Genomic DNA, 20,034 nt, shown 5'->3' on the forward strand with positions numbered 1-20,034 from the left:
ACTCTCGCCAGAAAATAAGCCCATTGTTATCGCCCTGGGCTTCACGTTGGTAATCATTCTGGTAGGCACGGGTTAGCCATATTAAACAGAGCAAGGTCACGATGGTTCTCGGCTAACTCGAGCCGCTCGCGGATTGCCCAGACATGCTTGGGCTTCATGCCGGGCCAGACGCCCGGCGAAGCGGCATCAACCAGTCTGCGCGCGCTACTTTGTATCGGCGCGCGCAGACAGCTGTTGGTTGAAGTGCTAAGTCGTAACGAACCGGGAACATCGCTGAACGGGTGTTATGTTAACCGCCCATAGGTTGAGTGTGTCGGTCAAAATCCCAGCGAACTCGAGTACGGGTGCAGCTTCAGAAACGGATATTTGATATAGATAATGAAAGAAGAGAGAAACGCACTAGCGCTTTTCACGGCCACCTAGGCTTCCCTTGATCACATCGATCTCGCCCTGAAGATGCGATCCACTGTAGGCGATTGATGTTTCATGGCGGGCGTAACGTCCCTTTCGGTCTGCACTCAGCCAGTTGTATGAACCGATACAAAGTTGATTGGCATCCACGATGACGATCTTGCTATGGAGCTGGCGCACTTCGTGAATGCGGACACCAACTTCTGCCAGCACAGTCTTTGCGATGTCGAGCTGTGTTGTGCCATCATCATTCCGTGACTGATTAAGGAGCGGATCAACAAACACGTCGATCTCAGCCCCCCTATTTGTCGCTTTCTGGAACGCATCTAGCAGACCAGCGCGTTTCATTGTCGAAGCAATGACCCAAGGACTGACGATGGTGAATTCGCGCGCTGATGACGACAGCGCCTCGATCAGGAAGCTGTCATGCTCTGCCGCATCCCGTAATGTCATTAACGATTGATCCGAAACTTGAAGGTCCGGTCGTGGTCGAGCTGCAAACTCCAGCGCTGAGCCATTTGGAGAGAAGAGAACCTCGGCCAACACCGCGCGGGGTGTACCTTTGGCGGCCGAGGAGAAAACGTCCATATCCCCAAACACAAGGAAGCTGTCTTTTGCACGAGAGACGGTCACATTCAACATGCTTGGTGACATGTCGATGAATTGCCCGTCAGCGTGTTTCGAGTAAACGGGCGAGAATATGATGATCGGTCGCTCGGCACCTTGCAAAGAGTGCACGGTGCCGACCGTCATTTTCGGGCTAATACCCAGAGCAGCACATGCGCCTTTGATTTCTTGTACCTGGCGTCCAAACGGCGTGACAACACCAACGATGTCTTCCAGTTTCTTTTCATATTGCTGTTCAAGATCTTGGCGGTTCGCTGCCAGCCAGTCCGCAATCGTTGCAGCTTCGGTCGTGTTGGCGCGGCTGCCGCCATAACTCAATGCCATACCGTCGATATGTAGATAACCCATTGCCGGGACAACGCGCTCTTCAGTCGCGCTACCCCGCTTGGGCTGTAGCATCCCCTTGTAGCAAAGCGTGTTACAGAAGCTGATAATTTCGTCATAGCAGCGTCGATGCTCAAACAGGTATAGTCCACGTTCCAGGTCCGGATACGGCTCAAAAGAGCACGCCTGCTGCGCTAATCGCATCACATTGCCATCAGCACTGCGCATACCCGTGCCTGAGACTTCGGTCAGATCGGCTTCGGTATAGGCGTCTTTCAGAAATCCCAAGTTCTGCAGATTTCCAATATCAACTGAACTGGAAACGGATGATATCGGCTCAATCTGTTGGGTATCACCAATAACCAGAGCCTGCTTTGCCAATGCAAATGATGGCGCCGCCACTTCGGGCAGGACTTGCCCCGCTTCGTCGACAATCAGTAAGTCGATGAAGTCGTACAAATATCCAGTCTTCCAGTCGCCACCGGATTTGAGGCCATATGACATATTGCCTGGCAGGCTTGCAAAGGTAGAAACGGCGCAGGGTGTCAGCATCATGCGACGGTGCCAGCGTGGCTCGACTGTCTTTAACCCGGTCTTTCGGTGTGCTCCGGCAATCTCATCGAGGTTCTCCTCCATTTCGAGCAGCCAGCGTCCCTCCCAATAGTGGCAGGCAAGCCGAAAGAGGTGAAAGCGCGTGTGGCAATCTGCAAACCGATCAACGGTCAGTGCGTCTGAAGCTGGCACTGGTGGCGCACCCAGATTTTCGATTTTGCCGGCCCAATCATCCTGGGCTTGATCCAGATCCTTCATCGCAGCCTTTGCCTCTTCATAGGCATGACGAGCGGCAACGGCCACGTCTTTAGCCGAGCGCAGAGCCTCTCGCAGCGAGGTGCCGATGCTTGCAACCGAACTTCTGCCGGAAAGGTCGAGCGTACAGCCAGCATCTTCAAGCGCAACACGTGCCTTCATTACTCTTTTTCGTGCAACAGGAGGAAGAAAGCTGAACAAAGAGAGCAAGAAGGGTTCATCAGCTTGGTATTTGATCCAGCAGGACTCCCAAGATTTGTGGCGTTTATGCGTTGCCTCGCTATCATGCGCGACATTTTCAAGCTGGGCCGAAGTGGTCACCGGGTCTTTACCCAGCAGGTCAGCGACTTTAACCGCTGCTTTTTCAACCCATTTACGCGCCCTGTCCGCATTGGAAAGTTTGGAAACCTCGGCGGAAATCAGTTTGTGCAATTGAGAAACGATGCTTGCAACATCTGCATTTTCAAGATCGGGAAAGGCCGTTTTGCCTGAGGTCAGATACGCCTCATTGGCGCGTTCATAATAGACATGACTTTCAAGCTCACGAAAGAAGCGCTCTGTCTGATACTTCAAAGCAGCTTCCGCTTCTTTGGAACGCGCCGGCAAAAACAAACCGTAGCTTTTTATGTCAGGCAGCCACCGTCCCGCAAATGGTCCTACACCTTCAGCAAAGTCCTTCCCGAACGCATCGATGATATTTGTCACAGCCTGATTGTTACTCGACGCTGCGACGATGATTGGTGGCTTGCCTTCTGCAAGTGCCGCGCGGACCCAGGCATCAGCGATAGCGGACAAGAGCATCGTCGTCTTGCCCGTTCCCGGTGGACCGTTAACAGCAAGGACATCTCCATCTTTGCCGGTTGAAAGATACGAGAGAACTTGACGTTGATGGTCCGCCAGAGGAAACGCATCGTTGGCATGGCCAAGGCGATTGGCGAAGTTCGCCTCGGTCTGTGTAGAAAGTTCTTTTTGCGCTGACGACGGAACCGCCAATTGCCCTAAGAGCGGTGTCTTTGGTTTATCTTCGATGAGACTATCATATAATTTGATGACCTGCGCGATGGTGGCAGCTGCATCTCCTGCTACCTCAATGAATCCGACACCTGCAGAGACGTAGTTGTCGTCGTTTGCTGGCCACCCTGGTGACGCGGCATCAAGCATTTCGCGGCAGTGGCTCAGATATTGTGACCAGATCGGAGAGTTTTCGTCCGGCGAGAATGGTGTAGCCGACAAGAACGTATCGAAATCCTCAATGCTGCCTAGCGAAAACTCATCATTCGGCAACGGCGTAAGTAGGTCCCGCGCAAGCACATTTCGTGATGGTCGAATATTTCCATCTCGATCAACTGACGCCTCGGTAACGACAGGAGCAACGAGTTCGGGAAAACCATTTGATAGCGTCGCACCATGGGACTTCATGCGGGCGGTGACCATCGGCCAAAGTCGGACCGACATCAGCTTGGTATCAGGTTTCTCTCCCTCAAAGACTTTTTTGACCTGATTCCTTGGCAAAATACCATTGCCCAGGGTGTCTTTGGACAGTTCAATAAAGTTCTTCCGATCACGCTGCTTGAAGCGACCCTGCCCCAATGCGCCATCAGCAAGAGACGCTCGCCAATATTTCAGGGTCTTTTGCAATTCTTGCTTCATAATGCTCAATCACTGTTTTCGCTAGAACCAGGTGATGGCTCTGCGCAATTTAATTCATCAATACAAACACATGCCAATGCGATCGGCAACGCGATGAGACGCGTATATTTTCAGTTGGAACATTTCCCAAGTTCGCCTTGGCGCGGCGGAAACATCGACTGCAACATTTGGAAGGAACAGACAGTTCACAAATCTTCTTGCCCTTGAAGGTTTTCAGCGGCCTCCTCGACTAGATCAGCAATCACGTAAAGAGCCTTCGCTTGTTGATCATTATCGGGCAGTTTTGGAAACTCGATCCGCAACCGATCAAATTTATATTTGCAAATCGCGTGGGCACCGACAGCTCGCGCCATAACCTCAATCGCTTCAACCAGATCGTCGCTGTTAGTCATCGCTTCTCTCCAAGTGATGTCGCGGTCTTCTTTGAGACGGTTCTACGCGTAAATTAGAACGGACAAGGTGCTTCAATTAGTGCGCCGATCCTTTCTCAAGCTTTCTGGCTTTGGGCCGGAAGCAACGTTGCCATAATCGATTGAAACGACGTATGCCACGATGCGGAGAGTCTTAAGCTGCGCCGCAGCGAGGACCAACCTCGCGATGGTCCGGGCTGGGCCGCTTGAACGCGCTAACACTATCACGCTAGCTGTGATCGATCTTACACATGCCATATCTGCCAACCCCGTAGTCGCCAGATGCTATTCCAGCAAATGTGCAAATACTGGTGTCCCATACGGTGGCAAAGTTTACGTCCCAAAAATGTTTGAGCGCAAAAGTTGCATATTAGATCTCAAAAACTGGCAACTCGACGTCAATAAGTTTCACATTACCTGTCATTCCAGAAGAGTAAGGTATGCCTACCCTACCCGCACTTTGAATATCCGCACGATCCGCAGGTCATACAGCCCTCGACCATACGTAAGTCATAAGAACCGCAGGATCCGCAGGATTTTCCACGTGGTTTGCTATTCAAAGACACTACGTCAGCTTGAGGGTCGCTTTTTAGCCCCATGCCTTCGCCAGCTAGAAAGCCAGTTGCGATCATGTGCTTTTCGATTACGCCGCCGATCGCTGCGAGGATTGAGGGTACATATTTGCCCTGCATCCATGCACCTCCGCGCGGATCAAAGACCGCTTTCAATTCTTCAACAACGAATGACACATCACCGCCGCGGCGGAATACTGCACTGATCATCCGGGTTAGGGCCACTGTCCACGCGAAATGCTCCATGTTTTTGGAGTTAATAAACACTTCAAACGGACGGCGATGACCAGCGATGACCAAATCGTTGATCGTGATGTAGATCGCGTGCTCTGAATCCGGCCATTTCAGCTTGTACGTCGCGCCTTCTAGCTCATTCGGGCGGTCCAGAGGCTCTGACATATAGATGATCTCAGATCCTTCGTCGCCTTCACGTACTTGCTCTGGAACCTCGGACGGCGATGCTTCGGATGACACGGACAGAACGGACCCTGTTACATCGTTCGGGCGATAGGTCGTGCAACCTTTACAGCCCTGATCCCAAGCAGCCATGTAGACCTCTTTGAAATCGTCAAAACTAATGTCTTCGGGGCAGTTGATCGTTTTCGAGATCGAGCTGTCGATCCATTTTTGCGCTGCGGCCTGCATGCGTACATGGTCAAGCGGCGCAAGCGTCTGCGCGTTAACAAAATAGTCTGGCAAAGGCGCGTCGCCTTTTAGGTCACGCCACAGTTGAACGGCGTAATCGACGACCTCTTCCTCAGTTCGCGACCCATCTTTTTGCAGAACCTTACGGGTATAGGCATAGGCAAACACGGGCTCGATGCCGGATGATACGTTGCCTGCATAAAGGCTGATGGTACCAGTTGGCGCGATCGAGGTGAGCAGCGCATTTCGTATGCCATTTTGACGGATTGCTTCGCAAACATCATCATCCATGTCCTGCATTGCGCCGCTTGCCAGAAACTTGTCAGCGTCGAACAGCGGGAACGCACCCTTTTCCTTCGCCAAATCCACCGACGCCAGATATGCGGCGCGGGCAATCGCGTGCATCCATTCGTCCGTCTGACGCGCCGCCTCTTCTGATCCATAGCGCAGGCCAACCATCAGCAATGCATCGGCCAAACCAGTGACCCCCAGCCCGATACGGCGCTTGGCCGCGGCCTCTTGTGCTTGTGCCTCAAGCGGAAAGCGCGATGTATCAACAACGTTATCCATCATGCGCACGGCGGTCGCGACCAGATCAGTCATCGCATCAGCGTCAAGCGCAGCACCGGCTTCAAACGGATTACTGACAAGGCGGGCCATGTTGATCGAACCGAGCAAACACGCGCCGTAAGGTGGCAAAGGTTGCTCACCACATGGGTTCGTCGCGGCAATGGTTTCGCAGTAGTTCAGGTTGTTCATCTGATTGATGCGGTCGATAAAAATCACGCCGGGTTCGGCATAATCATAGGTCGACTGCATGATCGCATCCCACAATTCGCGGGCTTGAACGGTGCGATATGTCTTGCCGTTGAACACCAAATCCCAAGGTCCGTCCGCCTTAACCGCGTCCATGAAGGGATCAGTAATCAGTACGGACATGTTGAACATGCGCAGACGGGCTGCGTCTGATTTTGCCGTGATGAAGTCTTCGACATCAGGGTGATCGCAACGCATGGTCGCCATCATCGCACCACGACGCGAACCTGCTGACATGATCGTGCGGCACATCGCATCCCAGACGTCCATAAACGACAGCGGGCCAGAGGCATCCGCAGCGACGCCCATTACCGATGCGCCTTTGGGGCGAATGGTGCTAAAATCGTAACCGATCCCCCCGCCCTGCTGCATGGTCAGCGCGGCTTCTTTTAGCATGTCAAAGATGCCACCCATGTTGTCAGGAACAGTGCCCATGACAAAACAGTTGAACAGCGTCACAGAACGCGCTGTACCTGCACCTGCAGTGATCCGGCCAGCGGGCAGATATTTGAAATCTGACAACGCGCCATAGAATTTTTCCTCCCAAACCGCCGGGTCTTTTTCGACCACAGCCAAAGATTTAGCGATACGGCGCCATGTATCTTCGACCGTTTGATCGATTGGCGTTCCATCTGCCTGCTTGAAGCGGTACTTCATATCCCAGATTTGTTCGGCAATCGGGGCGGCAAAAGCGGTCATGGGATGATCCTTGTTTGATTCTGATGGGCTGCAGCGAGGCTGCAAAGCATAAGCGGTGAATGATTGAAAGCAAGGGCAGCGGCCCTACTTTCAGAATCGTGAGAACCGGTCTATATCGGGATGATGATACCACATCTAGGGGTCAAATGTGACAAAATGCGTAAATATAGTAAAGCTGTCTGTTGGCACTGATGATGTCGCGGGATTAGCTGCATGGCAGGATACGCGTCACGCGCAGACTGATGATGGGTACCCCCGGCACATAACCCGCATGTGGCCCAAGCGCGAGGCCGAAATACTTAACGGTGGGTCAATCTATTGGGTGATCAAAGGCGTGATCCAATGCCGCCAGCCTATTATCCGCCTCGATGAAGTCATTGGCGAAGACGGTATCCGCCGTTGCGCTATCGTCAGTAAACCCGGCTTAATCCGCGTTGCTGCAACCCCGCGCCGCGCGTTTCAGGGCTGGCGCTATCTGCCCGCTGACGATGCCCCAGAGGACCTAACTGCCGGGCAACAAGCCGAAGAAGCATTGCCCCCCGAACTATCCAAAGCACTCGCCGATATTGGTGTGCGTTAGGCCTTCACAAATTTCTAGAAATTTGTGACACCACTTCTGCAACTGTCATCACATCGTCGTGGGTACAGTCGAACTGCCCTACTTGCACTCGGATCACAAACCGCCCTTCGTGACGTGTTTGCGTCAGATAAACGCGACCATCGTCGTTTATGCGTTCAAGCAATGCTTCGGTCTTAGCGTCATCACCAAATCGAAACGTGAACAGTGACAAAACTGGCCCAGTCACAATTTCACACCCTTCGATTTGCTTGATTGCTTCGGCCAGTTCCCCTGCCCAAGCTACATGATTTCTAATGCGCTGACGCAGCCCATCCAGCCCATAGGCCCGCAACACGAACCACACCTTCAACGCACGAAACCGCCGCCCTAATGGTACGGTCCATTCGTTGAAATTCACTATTTCATCCTGCCCCAAGGTCTGCAGGTACTCTGGCCGCAACCCAAGTGACCTAATCTGTGGCGCTGGATCTGCAAGAAACTGAACCGCACAATCAAACTGCACACCCAGCCATTTGTGAGGATTGAACACAACGCTATCAGCGCCATCAACGCCCGCCCATAGATCGCGAAACTCTGGACAGATTATCGCCGATCCGGCCCAAGCCGCATCCACATGGGTGTAAAGATCGTGCTGTTTTGCGATAGTAAGGCATTCAGCAATCGGATCACATGCCCCAATCGACGTACCGCCAGTGCACAAAACGACCCCGGCAGGTTTATGCCCCGATGCAATGTCTGCGCTGATCGCAGCATCAAGCGCATCAGGGTCCATGCCATAATCGGCACGCGTCGGCACCTTCACCAGATTGGCCTGTCCCATGCCTGCAACGCGCACAGCCTTATCTACCGACGAATGCGTCTGCGCCGAAGCGTATATCCGCAAGCGCGGTCCACCAAACAACCCCTCATCGACCGAACGCCATCCTGTCGCCCGATCACGCATGGTAAGGACCGCCGATAATGTTGCAGTGGTCGCGCTGTCATGGATCGTCCCTGTGAAATGATCCGAAAGCCCCAAAGCCGCACGCAACCAGCCAACCATGACTTGTTCGATCTCGGTCGCGGCAGGTGATGTCTGCCACAACATCGCCTGTGCCGCGATAGCACTGGTTAGCTGTTCGGCCAACATTGATGCAGGTGATGCATTCGCAGGGAAATAGGCAAAGAACCTTGGGTGCTGCCAATGCGTGATTGCATCGGGCACAGTCGCCTCGAAATCCGCAAAAATCTGTTCCATTGGTTCAGGCGCATCAGGGGCGACAGCTGGCAGCTTTGCCGCCGTATCCCCATAAGCAACTTGCGCCCTTACAGGCCGATCACGCAATCCGTTGTGATAATCAAGCGCCCATTCTGCCGCGCGACGCGACCATTCTACCAATTCATCATGTGTCATGGCAGCACTTAGCCATGCCGCACAGGCGGGAACAACCCTTTGGTTAGTTGATCACCCCAGCCGTCGAAAACCCGCATTGCTCTGCGATCTTGCCGTAAGCGGCGGTAAAGCCAGCGAGCGACGCGCCATAGACGACTTCGCCATCCAGCGTGATCCAGAGCTGATCGGCTTGACGCATCGTTTGCAGCAACCAAAGGCTATCGCCTTCACCTGCGCGGGCAGATGCTTGTTTGATGCCGTGGTTGTCGAAGCCAGCCGTCACATAACCTTCGGTCAGATTGCCCGGATCGAATTCAAACAGAACGCGTTGACCATCCTGCATGACCGTATCGTATCCACGAGGGGCAAATTCATGCAAAGTGGGTACCGGATAGTTGTGTGGCGGTAAGGCATCGCCATTTGATACATCGATCCGAAGCGACGGCACACCATCGCCACCCGTCGAAGCGGTGCAGTTCACGCGAAGGTCTTCGCCAGTGTCGAATGTTTCAACCGTGACGCGCCAGTCACTATAATCCCAGTAATCAAAATCAGCCTGTGCGGCCCCTGGAACCAGGGCCCAAATCGCGAAAACAAATCTCATAACTAGTCCTGAAAAAATACCTGGTGCCAGTGATCTAGCACTACATCCTGACCAAATTAAGAACGAATTAAGTCAAATTCCCAAAATCATCTGTAGGGTCTTCAACGTCTTGCGTTGCTCATCTGTCCAATCTTTGCGGCGCCCGCGAAACAGGGTCGCCTGCGAGGCGTGGATCAGGCCATCATCAAGGACTTTTAGACCATTGGCACGCAGCGTATCGCCCGTCGAGGTGATATCCGCGATTGCCTCTGCAGTCTCGTTCTTGACGGTACCTTCGGTCGCGCCTTGGCTGTCAATCAGCTGGTAATCTGCAACGCCATGTTCACGCAGAAATTCCCGTACCAGACGGTGGTATTTTGTCGCGATCCGCAAACGGAACCCATGCTTCGCACGGAATGCAGCTGCGGCCGCATCTAGATCGTCAAGCGTATCGACATCAACCCAAGCCTGCGGCACAGCGATAATCAGATCGGCGCCACCAAATCCCATCGGCGCAAGTTCACCAACTTGGCTGTCCCAATTCGCCAGCTTTTCACGGACAAGGTCAGACCCCGTAACACCAAGGTGGATATTCCCGGATGCCAATTCACGTGGGATCTCACCGGCAGACAAAAGCACAAGTTCAACGCCTTCGATTCCTTCGACGGCACCCGCGTATTCGCGATCTAATCCAGACTTGCGCAGGGTCACGCCCCGGCTTCCGAACCAGTCGAACGTCTTTTCCATTAGCCGCCCTTTTGACGGCACACCAAGCTTTAGCATCACGCAACCCCCAAGGCTAAGTCAGGACGGATCACACCACCGACTGCCGGTACCGCACGCCCCTCGCCCAAGCGGGCGGTCAGCGCATCATAACGGCCACCCGTTGCCACTGGCGGCAGATCAGGGCGTTTTGTTGCGTAGAACCCAAATACAAAACCGTCGTAGTATTCCAACGATGTCCGGCCATAGCTGCCTTCGAATTCGAGGTTATCGACATCAACGCCACGTGCATCCAATGCATTCACGCGTGCTTCCATCCGGGCGACAGCATCCGAAATCGCCGGCATATCAACTGCGATGTCTCGCAAGTGGCTCAGGACATTGGGCGTCGTTTCACGCAAATCCAAAATCGCGTCGATCAGCATCACCTCATCCGACGAAATCGGTGGCTGTTGTGCATCGTCGCGCAATGCCGCGATCCGGGCCTCAACCTCGGCACGGCTGCGCAAACCGATATCTGAACCTGCATTTGCAAACGGATCATCAGCCGCAAGCAACGCAGTGCGTGTCGCTGGAACCTTACCGCCCGCATAACGCTTTAGCAGTGTTTTAAAACGATGCGGCCGCCAGATATGGCGTAACAACGCCGCCTTGCGGGCATCAGTCGTCTGCAAACCACGCACAGCAGCTGTCAGAATGCCGATATCGCCAGTTGCGGCGCGCACAGGTAGCCCAGCCAGACCTTCGGCGATCACGGCAAAGACTTCGGCATCTGCGGCGGCAGGGTTCTGCCCGTCGAATACCTCGTAGCCGACCTGCATGTATTCATTCGCACGGGTTTCGTCGTTTTCTTGCTTACGAAACACCTTGCCCGCATAGGCATAGCGCGCGGGGTCAGCGTGGCTTTCCATATGCATCTGCACAACGGGAACCGTGAAATCAGGACGCAGCACCATTTCACCGCGTAGCGGATCAGACGTTAGATAAGCGCGCGCGCGAATGTCTTCGCCATAGAGATCAAGCAGCGTTTCAGCCGATTGCAGTACATCCGCCTCGATCACTTGCGCACCTTGGGCGGCAAACAGATCGCGCAGGCGGCGGGCCTCGGCCCGAGTTTCAGGTGAATTTGGCATTAGCTTTGACTGTCCAAAATCTCGCGCAATTTCGCGACCATTTGATCGCGCGGCACTTCGTACTGGCTCGGGCGGTCTTTCCATTCCTCAAGGGTCGCGTTCTTGGCGATCTCTGCTCCAAGGATCAGATCCTTGATTTGGACTTTACCCGCGTCAAACTCATCGCCACCCGCAATCACAGCAGCAGGCGAATTGCGCTTATCCGCATATTTCAACTGATTGCCAAAGTTCTTGGGGTTACCCAGATAAACCTCTGCACGGATACCGTTGTTACGCAGTTCAGCCACCATCGCCTGATAGTCAGCCATACGCGCACGATCCATCACTGTCACAACGACGGGACCAGCAGCAACGGTGTCCAGACGCCCCTTAGCACGCAGCGCAGCCAACAGACGGTCAACGCCAATGGATACGCCTGTTGCAGGCACTTCTTGGCCGGTAAAGCGTTTCACTAGATCGTCATAACGACCACCGCCGGACACCGAACCAAAGTTGCGCGGACGCCCCTTTTCATCGGTGACTTCGAACGTCAATTCAGCCTCAAACACCGGACCGGTGTAATAGCCAAGACCACGCACGACGGAAGGATCAATCTCAATGCGGTCTGAACTGTAGCCGCCAGCGTCCAGCAGTTCGGCAATCGTCTCAAGCTCGGCAACGCCGTCACCGCCGACCTTGGAACCAGTCACCAGTTCGCGCAGGCGGGCGACAGTCGCCGTGCCTGTGTCGCGTTTGGCATCCATAAAGCCCATGACGATTTCAGCCTGTTCAGCAGAAAGGCCTGCACCTTTGGTAAAGTCGCCGCTGTCATCTTTGCGGCCTTCGCCCAGCAATGCGCGCACACCGTCCACACCAAGGCGGTCCAGCTTATCAATCGCACGCAGGACAATGCCGCGCTCGGACGCGAAACGATCTGGGTCGCTTGGGTCAAAGACGCCCGCGACTTCCATTACGCCGTTCAGCACCTTGCGGTTATTCACGCGCACAACGTAATCGCCGCGCGGAATGCCCACGACCTCTAGGGTATCAGACAGCATCGCGCAGATTTCAGCATCAGCCGCGACGCTAGACGCGCCGACAGTATCAGCATCACACTGATAGAACTGACGGAACCGACCCGGACCGGGCTTTTCGTTGCGCCAAACCGGACCCATCGCATAGCGACGATAAGGGGACGGCAGGTCATTGCGGTACTGCGCCGCGACACGCGCCAATGGGGCTGTCAGATCATAGCGCAGTGCAAGCCAGTCGTTGTCTTCTTCCCACGCGAACACACCTTCGTTCGGGCGATCAACGTCGGGCAGAAATTTGCCCAATGCTTCGACCGTTTCGACAGCCGATGTTTCCAGCGCGTCAAAGCCGTAACGATGATAGACTCCGGCAATCTTGGTCAGCATTTCCGTGCGCTCTGCCACCTCTGCACCAAAATAGTCGCGGAAACCTTTGGGTGTCTGCGCCTTTGGGCGGGGCTGCTTTTTAACCTTGGCCATATTGGGTCCTATCTTCGCGGATAATAGGTCGCCGTTTAACGCGGCTACGTCACAGGAGCAATGCAGTCATAGAAAAACTGCCGCAGCGTGTGGTTTTGGGAAAATCCCGGACTATGCAGGCTAGCGTTGTTCCGCTAATGCAGCAACATGACCGATACATTGCACCTAGAAGAACAAATCGCCCATCTGACACGCACAGTCGAAGAGCTGTCGGATATCGTCGCGCGACAAGAGACCGAACTGGCGCTTGCCATGCGGCGGTTGGCAATGCTGATGGAACGCGAAGCAACGCGCGAATTAGACGCAGGTGGCACCGTGCCGCTCGCCGACCAGCGCCCCCCACATTGGTAGGTTGCTAGGCAGCGCGCAGCGCCCAAGACCCTAACAACGCGCCTTCGCTGGCTTTGGCTGCCAATCGTGCGGTCGGGCCAAAGGCAAGAACATCGTCTTCCAGCTCTGGAAATAGCGCAAATATCTCTGCGCTTTGCGCTTCGTCCATTCCGTTGATGCCGACATGACCCGGGTGAAAGCTTTCACATGGGGCGTCGTCTGCATAAATCACTTCGTGGCGATCAAACAGGATATGGTAATAAGTCACCTCACCGCCTTCGCGGCGGACGATGGTTTCGTCGTTGACCAACTGTTTCGCGGCGACCAGCACTTCGGCCTCACCAAACAGTAGCTCTGCCTGCCAGCCCTGCATCATTACACGGTGCTGCGGTGATAGAACCAATTCACGGGTATTGCCGACAACACCTTTGGAAATAACGATTGGTGCAAATTTCCCAACGGCATCAACAGTCCGTGACCCGACCCAGCGGATCGGCTGAAGCCCGTTATCCATCGTCATGACCAAGTCGCCTTCGCGCAGGTCTTGGACGGCGACCTTACCTTTGTCGGTTTCAATGAGAGTATCATGACCAAAGCATACCACGTCGCCGGTAAAGTCGCCCATCCCGACCGCACCGGTGCGGACACCGCTGGTATCACTGCCGGAAAAGATGATCCGAATTGACGCGACAGGACGATCAAATGACACAGTTAACGAGTCTGGATCACCCGGACCATCAACGGAATTGCTATCAGCGCCGCTGGCCTCGACCGTGTAATCGTCAACAACGGTATGGGTTGAGCTTAGATTGGTAAAGATCGGTTTCAGCAAATTGCCCTGCGCATCAAAGGCAACGATCTCCACCTGATCGTCCCACGAGGTTCCATTTGAATCCAAATCAAGGATTTCAAAGCTAAGATTCTTTACCGCATTCGTGAACGTCATCTGGATGCCAGATTCTTCTCCGGCATCTACATTCTGTGCAAAAAGCGCTCCGTTATAGTTCCCGAAAAATCGTGGATCATTTGCGCCAAAAGAACTGAACGCACTCGAAGTAAAGTTCGTGCTGTTCGCACCATCATTGATGGTAGTCGACCCATTAGGGCTCGAGAATGTAGACCAATCAAATAGAAACGGCATATCTTCCACTCATCATTACAAAACGAATTCCAGTACTGGCTTTACGGAGTTTTTCAGTCAAAAATACTGAGAAATGCTAAATAACTATACCAAAAGACAGGCTTACACCGATACAATTAGCCTATAACCGCGCCGAATAGGGGGAAAAACTGATGGCAATCGTCACTTTACCGCATGAAACGGCCCAAAGATTGCAGCCGCGAATCGGTGACTTGATCGAAAACGCCCAAGCAAAGCTATTTCCCGCAAGTGATATCGTTATGGGTTTGATATTCACCCCAGACGAAACCAAAGAGTTCAATGGCGAGCAAGGTGAGGCAATGATCCTCGCGGCCCCCAACCTTGAAACTATTACGGCAGCGATCCCCGAATTCGAAGACGACCGCCGCAACTATTGCATCATCAAGAACGAACGCGCCATTGCGCGACTTGATCCGTTTGCACAGACCAGCGCTTAGGCGTCTTCGACTTCGATCACGCCATTCAGACTGCGCAGCGCGCCTTTGATTTGCGGGTTCACAGGAAAATCTTCACCAAGGTCTAATTCAACCTCACCCGGCAAATCGGGATGCATCAGGTTAAAATAAACAGGACCGCGCCCTGCCCGCACGCCATCTTTGATTGCGCTCGCTAGGATATTGGCGACGGATTCGATGGCGTCTGGTGTGTCGATAAACACCCGCAACGCCGAACCGCCCGCATCAGCAACAACATTGTCAATCGGCGCTACAGAACGGCCCAGCAGCTTTAGCTGGTCGCTTTCCATCGTGGCTTCGCAAGACAGCACAACCTGACTACCTGTCTCAAGGTAATCGCGCGCGGCCTCCAGCGTATCAGAGAACAACGTGACCTCATATTGCCCGGTCGGGTCTGACAGCTGCGCAAAGGCAAAGCGGTTCCCGCGTGCAGATTTACGCTCCTGCCTACCAGAAACAGTACCAGCCATTTTTACAACGCAAGGGCCGCGTTCTGCCTTTGCTGTGACCTCGTCCAGTGTCAGAACCTGTTTGCGCTTTAGCGCCCCCATGTAGTCATCAAGCGGGTGACCGGACAGGTAGAAACCGATTGCCTTGAATTCCTCGGCCAACCGTTCTGCGGGCAACCAATCGTCGCCCCCCGCAAGCCGGGGTTCGGGCAGATCATCGCCAGCCTCGCCAAACAACGACACCTGATTGGATGACTTTTGATCGTGGATTGCACCCGAATATCCGGATAACGCATCAAGGCTCATCATTACGCGGCGGCGATTGCGATCAAGCACGTCGAACGCCCCTGCCCGTGCAAGCATTTCCAGTGGACGTTTACCGACGCGCTTCAAATCAACCCGACGCGCGAAATCGAAAAGGTTCACGAATTCACTGTCGCCACGGCCTTCGACGATCAGCTTCATCGCCTCGACACCGACGTTTTTCAACGCGCCCAGCGCATAGACAAGTTTGCCTTCGAACACGTCAAAGGTGGCCTGCGACCTGTTCACACAAGGTGGCGTGTATTCAATACCAAGGCCCTTTTTGACCTCTTGGAAATAGACACCCAGTTTATCTGTAAGGTGAATATCGCAGTTCATCACACCGGCCATAAATTCGACCGGGTGGTTCGCCTTTAGCCATGCTGTTTGGTAAGAAACCACCGCATAGGCCGCAGCGTGCGATTTGTTAAAACCGTAGTTCGCGAATTTCTCGAGAAGGTCAAAAACCTCGGCCGCTTTTTTCTTATCGACCCCATTTTCCATCGCCCCTTTTTCGAATTTGGGACGTTCTTTGGCCATTTCCTCGGCGATCTTCTTACCCATCGCACGACGCAGCAAATCTGCACCACCAAGGCTGTAACCAGCCATGACCTGAGCGATCTGCATAACCTGTTCTTGGTAAACGATGATGCCTTGAGTTTCTGCCAGCAGATAGTCGATGGATTCATGCACCGATTCAATCTCGCGCTGGCCGTTCTTAACCTCGCAGTAGGTCGGGATGTTCTCCATCGGGCCGGGACGATATAGTGCCACAAGCGCAACAATATCTTCGATACAGGTCGGCTTCATGCGCTTCAGCGCATCCATCATGCCGCTGGATTCCACCTGAAACACCGCGACGGTCTTGGCGCTGGAATAGAGTTTATAGGATGCCTCATCATCCAGCGGAATCGCCCCGATATCGTATTCGAAACCAACAGGGGCCTGATACAATTCAGTCCCATCTGCAGCGACATTCAACGTGCGGCCATTCTTTTTGACCAGCTCAACGGCGTTCTGAATAACAGTCAGGGTCTTTAGACCCAAAAAGTCAAACTTAACCAGACCGGCCTGCTCAACCCACTTCATGTTGAACTGGGTGGCAGGCATGTCAGAGCGCGGATCTTGATACAGCGGGACCAATTCGTCCAACGGACGGTCACCAATCACAACACCCGCAGCGTGGGTTGATGCATTCCGCAGAAGGCCTTCGACCTGCTGCGCGTATTTCAGCAGACGATCAACGACCTCTTCGTTCTGGGCTTCTTCGCGCAGGCGTGGCTCGTCCGCGAGCGCCTTTTCAATCGAAACAGGTTTCACACCCTCAACAGGGATCATCTTGGACAGACGGTCGACCTGCCCATAAGACATCTGCAAAACCCGACCAACATCGCGCACGGCGGCCTTGGACAGCAGCGCACCAAAGGTGATGATCTGCCCCACCTTATCGCGGCCATATTTTTCCTGAACATAGCGAATAACTTCTTCGCGGCGGTCCATACAAAAGTCGATATCGAAATCGGGCATGGAGACACGTTCGGGGTTCAAGAACCGCTCGAACAGAAGCGAATAGCGCAGTGGGTCAAGGTCGGTAATCAGCAACGCATATGCCACCAATGACCCCGCACCAGACCCCCGCCCCGGACCGACGGGAATCCCGTTATCCTTGGACCATTTGATAAAGTCAGCAACGATCAAGAAATAGCCGGGGAACCCCATGCCCTCAATAATACTCAGCTCGAACTCAAGTCGCTTTTCGTATTCAGCGACCTCAGCCGCGTGCGGAATAATGGCAAGCCGGGCTTTCAGACCTTCCTCGGCCTGACGCCGCAATTCCGCGACCTCGTCATCAGCAAACTTAGGAAGGATCGGATCACGTTTGTAAGTCTTGAACGCACAGCGCTTTGCAATCTCAACCGTGTTCTCAATGGCCTCTGGTAGATCGGCAAACAGCGTCACCATTTCTTGTGGAGACTTGAAATAATGCTGCGGTGTCAGACGACGACGCGGCTCTTGTTGGTCGACATACGCACCTTCAGAAATACACAACAGCGCATCATGGGCTTCATACAGACCCGTCTTAGGAAAATAGACATCATTGGTCGCGACCAAAGGCAGGTTCTTTGCATATGCCATCTCGACATGGCCGCGCTCTGACAGGCGCTCTGCCTCTGGCAGGCCACCATCAATCGGATGACGCTGAAGTTCCACATACAAACGATCTGGATAAGTCACAGCCAAACGATCCATCAGCGCTTCGGCCTTCGGACGCTGACCCTGACGCAGCAAACGACCAATCGGACCATCGGGACCACCCGAAAGACAAATCAATCCTTCATGATATTGGCTTAGGTCATCCAAAGTGACCTGAGGCAACTGCCCACCTGCATCAAGATACTCGCAAGAGTTCAGCTTCATCAGGTTCATATAACCCGCTTCGGTCTGGGCAAGCAGAACGATAGGCGCAGGATCTTCGGGGCGTTTACCCGGCTCTGGCGTCGTATAGCACAGATCAACCTGACACCCGATGATCGGCTGAATACCGGCCTTTGAAGCGCCCTCTGAAAACTCCAACGCGCAAAACATGTTGTTGCGGTCGGTCACGGCAACAGCGGGCATATCCATGGCGGCAGCCATACCCGGCAATTTCTTGACCGGAACAGCGCCTTCCAAAAGAGAATACTCAGTATGGACGCGCAGGTGGATGAATCGGGGATGTGTACTCATGCGGCCAAACTATCTGATGCTGGGCCGCACACAAGATAACAAAGACGGATGCTTTGATGAGGCGCCTACATTGGCGAACAATTCTCGGCCGCTATAGCACCCGCCCGTCAGACGGTCCTGCTCCAAACATCAAATATACCCGGCCCCAAACTGACCTTAGCTTCAATGTGCGCCAAGGTCCGCTAAGCGGGACGAATCTGCCGTTCGAGATCACTGAATGTGAGGCGCAAACTCTAGTAGTTCTGCGAGCTGCTTTGAACTATCGAAGCCTTCCGGAATGCGGTTCCGTCTTCCCTGCCATTGTTTAGTTGCAGCCCAACCATTTCGATACGCTAGGACAGAAGCTAGGATTGTTGGCTTAGCTTGCGCCGATGCTGCCGGAGAGTCGTCAAAGCCTGGCTCCCAAAGGCAACAAGGGCAAATCGTTGTTCCGATTAAACCACCAGTTTTGGAATACGCAGGAGATGATGAATAATCTGGGAAGCCGCAAACGGGGCAGAGCAAAGAACCCTCATCGTTGGTCACGTTGAAAGAAATGGAACTTATCATCACATTTTCTTAGGCCAGAAATAGTGTCCAATGCAACTAGTCAGTGGTTCGGCAATCTTCAGTCGCTTTGGGCTCAAAGCTGCCATTCGCAGCCTTCTAACGCAACGACCACTATACATACATTAGGGCGGCCTGCGATGTGAACCTCACAGTCATCGAACGGTCAACAAAGGCCGCTTGCGCATCACCACACGCATTGACGCGGCCCTATGGAATCGGAAATATGACGTTCCCATGACACAGCAATTGAACGCATTCTTCTCAGCCATGTCCGATCCGACTCGTCGGGCGGTGATTGAACGGCTTGTGAGCGGCCCAGCCAGCGTTACCGAATTGCACGCGCCACACGATATGGCGCTGCCGACATTCATGCGTCACCTTGGGGTGCTGGAAAAAACTGGGATCGTACGGTCGGTCAAAAAAGGCCGTGTCCGCACTTGCCACATTGAATATGCCCCCCTGATCGAGGCGCAAGGATGGCTAGCATGGCAACGCCATTTGTGGGAAAATCGTCCGGAAGGATCTGCAGATTAACGAAGGCGAATGATATGACGGATGAAACAATTCTATCTTTGACCCGCCACATTAACGCGTCCCCCCAAGCCGTTTGGCGATGCTGGACCGAAGTCGATCTTATCAAACAGTGGTTCGCCCCAAAACCGGTCGAGACCATCCATGCCGAGATCGAACCCTGGCATGGCGGAAAGTTCAACACTACCATGCGGGTGCCCGACCACGGCGACCACATTGGCGAGGGCTGCGTTTTAATCGCAGACTTAGGCAAGCGGCTTGTGACGACCAACATGATGACCGCCGGGTTTGTGCCCGTCGCGATTGGCGATGGCGACATAGATTTTCCCTATGTCATCGACCTTACGATGGATCATGAAAACCATGGCTGCAGATACACCGCACAGGTTCGGCACGCCGATGCTGCTGGCGCCGCAAAACATTCCGCCATGGGTTTTGAACAGGGCTGGGGCGCGGCAACGGATCAACTCGCAACATTGGCTCGGACGCTCTGATTTCATTTCAGTGTTGCCAACCCTTGCGGCCACAACCACACAGCGACGCGGTTAATATTTAATCAAATAGTCAAGTTTCTAGCATTTGCAGTGGTGTTTACCCTTGCCAAAACGGGTCAGCACGGCTTTCATAGACGCCAGTTTAGCCCGAGCGTCTACGCCGCATCGACGCCCAAGGCTGGAATACATGTT

The 20,034-nt window shown here is 53.8% G+C and carries 15 protein-coding genes and 1 pseudogene; 5 read left to right on the forward strand and 11 right to left on the reverse strand.

Annotation, left to right across the window (positions count from 1 at the left end; genetic code table 11):
• Positions 1-74: 74 nt before the first annotated feature.
• The 4 genes and pseudogenes from ACHUEV_RS11090 to ACHUEV_RS11105 form a co-directional block, all read right to left on the reverse strand.
• Positions 75-158: pseudogene (locus tag ACHUEV_RS11090) on the reverse strand (integrase); the annotation flags it as partial.
• Between the two features lie 241 nt (positions 159-399).
• Entirely contained in the window at positions 400-3,819 is a 3,420-nt protein-coding gene (locus tag ACHUEV_RS11095) for an AAA domain-containing protein (RefSeq protein WP_394179814.1), read from the reverse strand.
• Between the two features lie 185 nt (positions 3,820-4,004).
• Positions 4,005-4,211: a hypothetical protein gene (locus ACHUEV_RS11100; RefSeq protein WP_106358773.1), complete on the reverse strand. Its 207-nt coding sequence runs from the start codon at positions 4,209-4,211 to the stop codon at positions 4,005-4,007.
• A gap of 467 nt (positions 4,212-4,678) precedes the next feature.
• A complete protein-coding gene (locus tag ACHUEV_RS11105) occupies positions 4,679-6,961 on the reverse strand; it encodes an adenosylcobalamin-dependent ribonucleoside-diphosphate reductase (RefSeq protein ID WP_394179816.1) in 2,283 nt (760 codons plus the stop codon).
• A gap of 148 nt (positions 6,962-7,109) precedes the next feature.
• Between ACHUEV_RS11105 and ACHUEV_RS11110 the strand changes: the two genes are divergently transcribed.
• Complete coding sequence (locus ACHUEV_RS11110) at positions 7,110-7,541, forward strand: DUF1489 family protein (RefSeq protein WP_394179818.1); 432 nt, start codon at positions 7,110-7,112, stop codon at positions 7,539-7,541.
• Positions 7,542-7,545: 4 nt separating this feature from the next.
• On the opposite strand, the gene ACHUEV_RS11115 is transcribed toward ACHUEV_RS11110, so the two are convergent.
• The 5 genes from ACHUEV_RS11115 to hisS form a co-directional block, all read right to left on the reverse strand.
• A complete protein-coding gene (locus ACHUEV_RS11115; protein ID WP_394179820.1) occupies positions 7,546-8,934 on the reverse strand; it encodes a pyridoxal phosphate-dependent decarboxylase family protein in 1,389 nt (462 codons plus the stop codon).
• Positions 8,935-8,977: 43 nt separating this feature from the next.
• Positions 8,978-9,517: a hypothetical protein gene (locus ACHUEV_RS11120; protein ID WP_394179822.1), complete on the reverse strand. Its 540-nt coding sequence runs from the start codon at positions 9,515-9,517 to the stop codon at positions 8,978-8,980.
• 72 nt (positions 9,518-9,589) lie between these two features.
• Positions 9,590-10,279, reverse strand: a complete 690-nt coding sequence (gene hisG / locus ACHUEV_RS11125; protein WP_394179824.1) for an ATP phosphoribosyltransferase — start codon at positions 10,277-10,279, stop codon at positions 9,590-9,592.
• Positions 10,279-11,352: an ATP phosphoribosyltransferase regulatory subunit gene (locus ACHUEV_RS11130; protein WP_394179826.1), complete on the reverse strand. Its 1,074-nt coding sequence runs from the start codon at positions 11,350-11,352 to the stop codon at positions 10,279-10,281. The genes hisG and ACHUEV_RS11130 overlap by 1 nt, the downstream gene beginning before the upstream one ends.
• The gene (gene hisS, locus ACHUEV_RS11135) at positions 11,352-12,842 is read right to left on the reverse strand and encodes a histidine--tRNA ligase (RefSeq protein WP_394179828.1); all 1,491 of its coding nucleotides are present in this window, start codon (positions 12,840-12,842) and stop codon (positions 11,352-11,354) included. Before hisS ends, ACHUEV_RS11130 begins: the two co-directional genes overlap by 1 nt.
• A gap of 147 nt (positions 12,843-12,989) precedes the next feature.
• On the opposite strand from hisS, the gene ACHUEV_RS11140 reads away from it, so the two are divergent.
• Entirely contained in the window at positions 12,990-13,193 is a 204-nt protein-coding gene (locus ACHUEV_RS11140; protein WP_394179830.1) for a SlyX family protein, read from the forward strand.
• A gap of 4 nt (positions 13,194-13,197) precedes the next feature.
• Here ACHUEV_RS11140 and ACHUEV_RS11145 read toward each other — a convergent pair whose 3' ends face one another.
• Complete coding sequence (locus ACHUEV_RS11145) at positions 13,198-14,313, reverse strand: Hint domain-containing protein (protein ID WP_394179831.1); 1,116 nt, start codon at positions 14,311-14,313, stop codon at positions 13,198-13,200.
• A gap of 152 nt (positions 14,314-14,465) precedes the next feature.
• Here ACHUEV_RS11145 and ACHUEV_RS11150 point away from each other — a divergent pair, with 152 nt between their 5' ends.
• Positions 14,466-14,771, forward strand: coding sequence for a hypothetical protein (locus ACHUEV_RS11150; protein WP_394179833.1), 306 nt, complete (start codon positions 14,466-14,468; stop codon positions 14,769-14,771).
• On the opposite strand, the gene dnaE is transcribed toward ACHUEV_RS11150, so the two are convergent.
• A complete protein-coding gene (dnaE, locus tag ACHUEV_RS11155) occupies positions 14,768-18,268 on the reverse strand; it encodes a DNA polymerase III subunit alpha (protein ID WP_394179835.1) in 3,501 nt (1,166 codons plus the stop codon). The genes ACHUEV_RS11150 and dnaE overlap by 4 nt on opposite strands.
• A 783-nt stretch (positions 18,269-19,051) precedes the next feature.
• On the opposite strand from dnaE, the gene ACHUEV_RS11160 reads away from it, so the two are divergent.
• Positions 19,052-19,351 (forward strand): ArsR/SmtB family transcription factor, encoded by a 300-nt coding sequence (locus ACHUEV_RS11160; protein ID WP_394179837.1) that lies wholly within the window; start codon positions 19,052-19,054, stop codon positions 19,349-19,351.
• A 14-nt stretch (positions 19,352-19,365) separates the two neighbouring features.
• Positions 19,366-19,842: an SRPBCC domain-containing protein gene (locus ACHUEV_RS11165; protein ID WP_394179839.1), complete on the forward strand. Its 477-nt coding sequence runs from the start codon at positions 19,366-19,368 to the stop codon at positions 19,840-19,842.
• Positions 19,843-20,034 lie beyond the last annotated feature (192 nt).

The organism is Yoonia maritima (assembly GCF_043641945.1).
Classification (GTDB): domain Bacteria; phylum Pseudomonadota; class Alphaproteobacteria; order Rhodobacterales; family Rhodobacteraceae; genus Yoonia; species Yoonia maritima_B.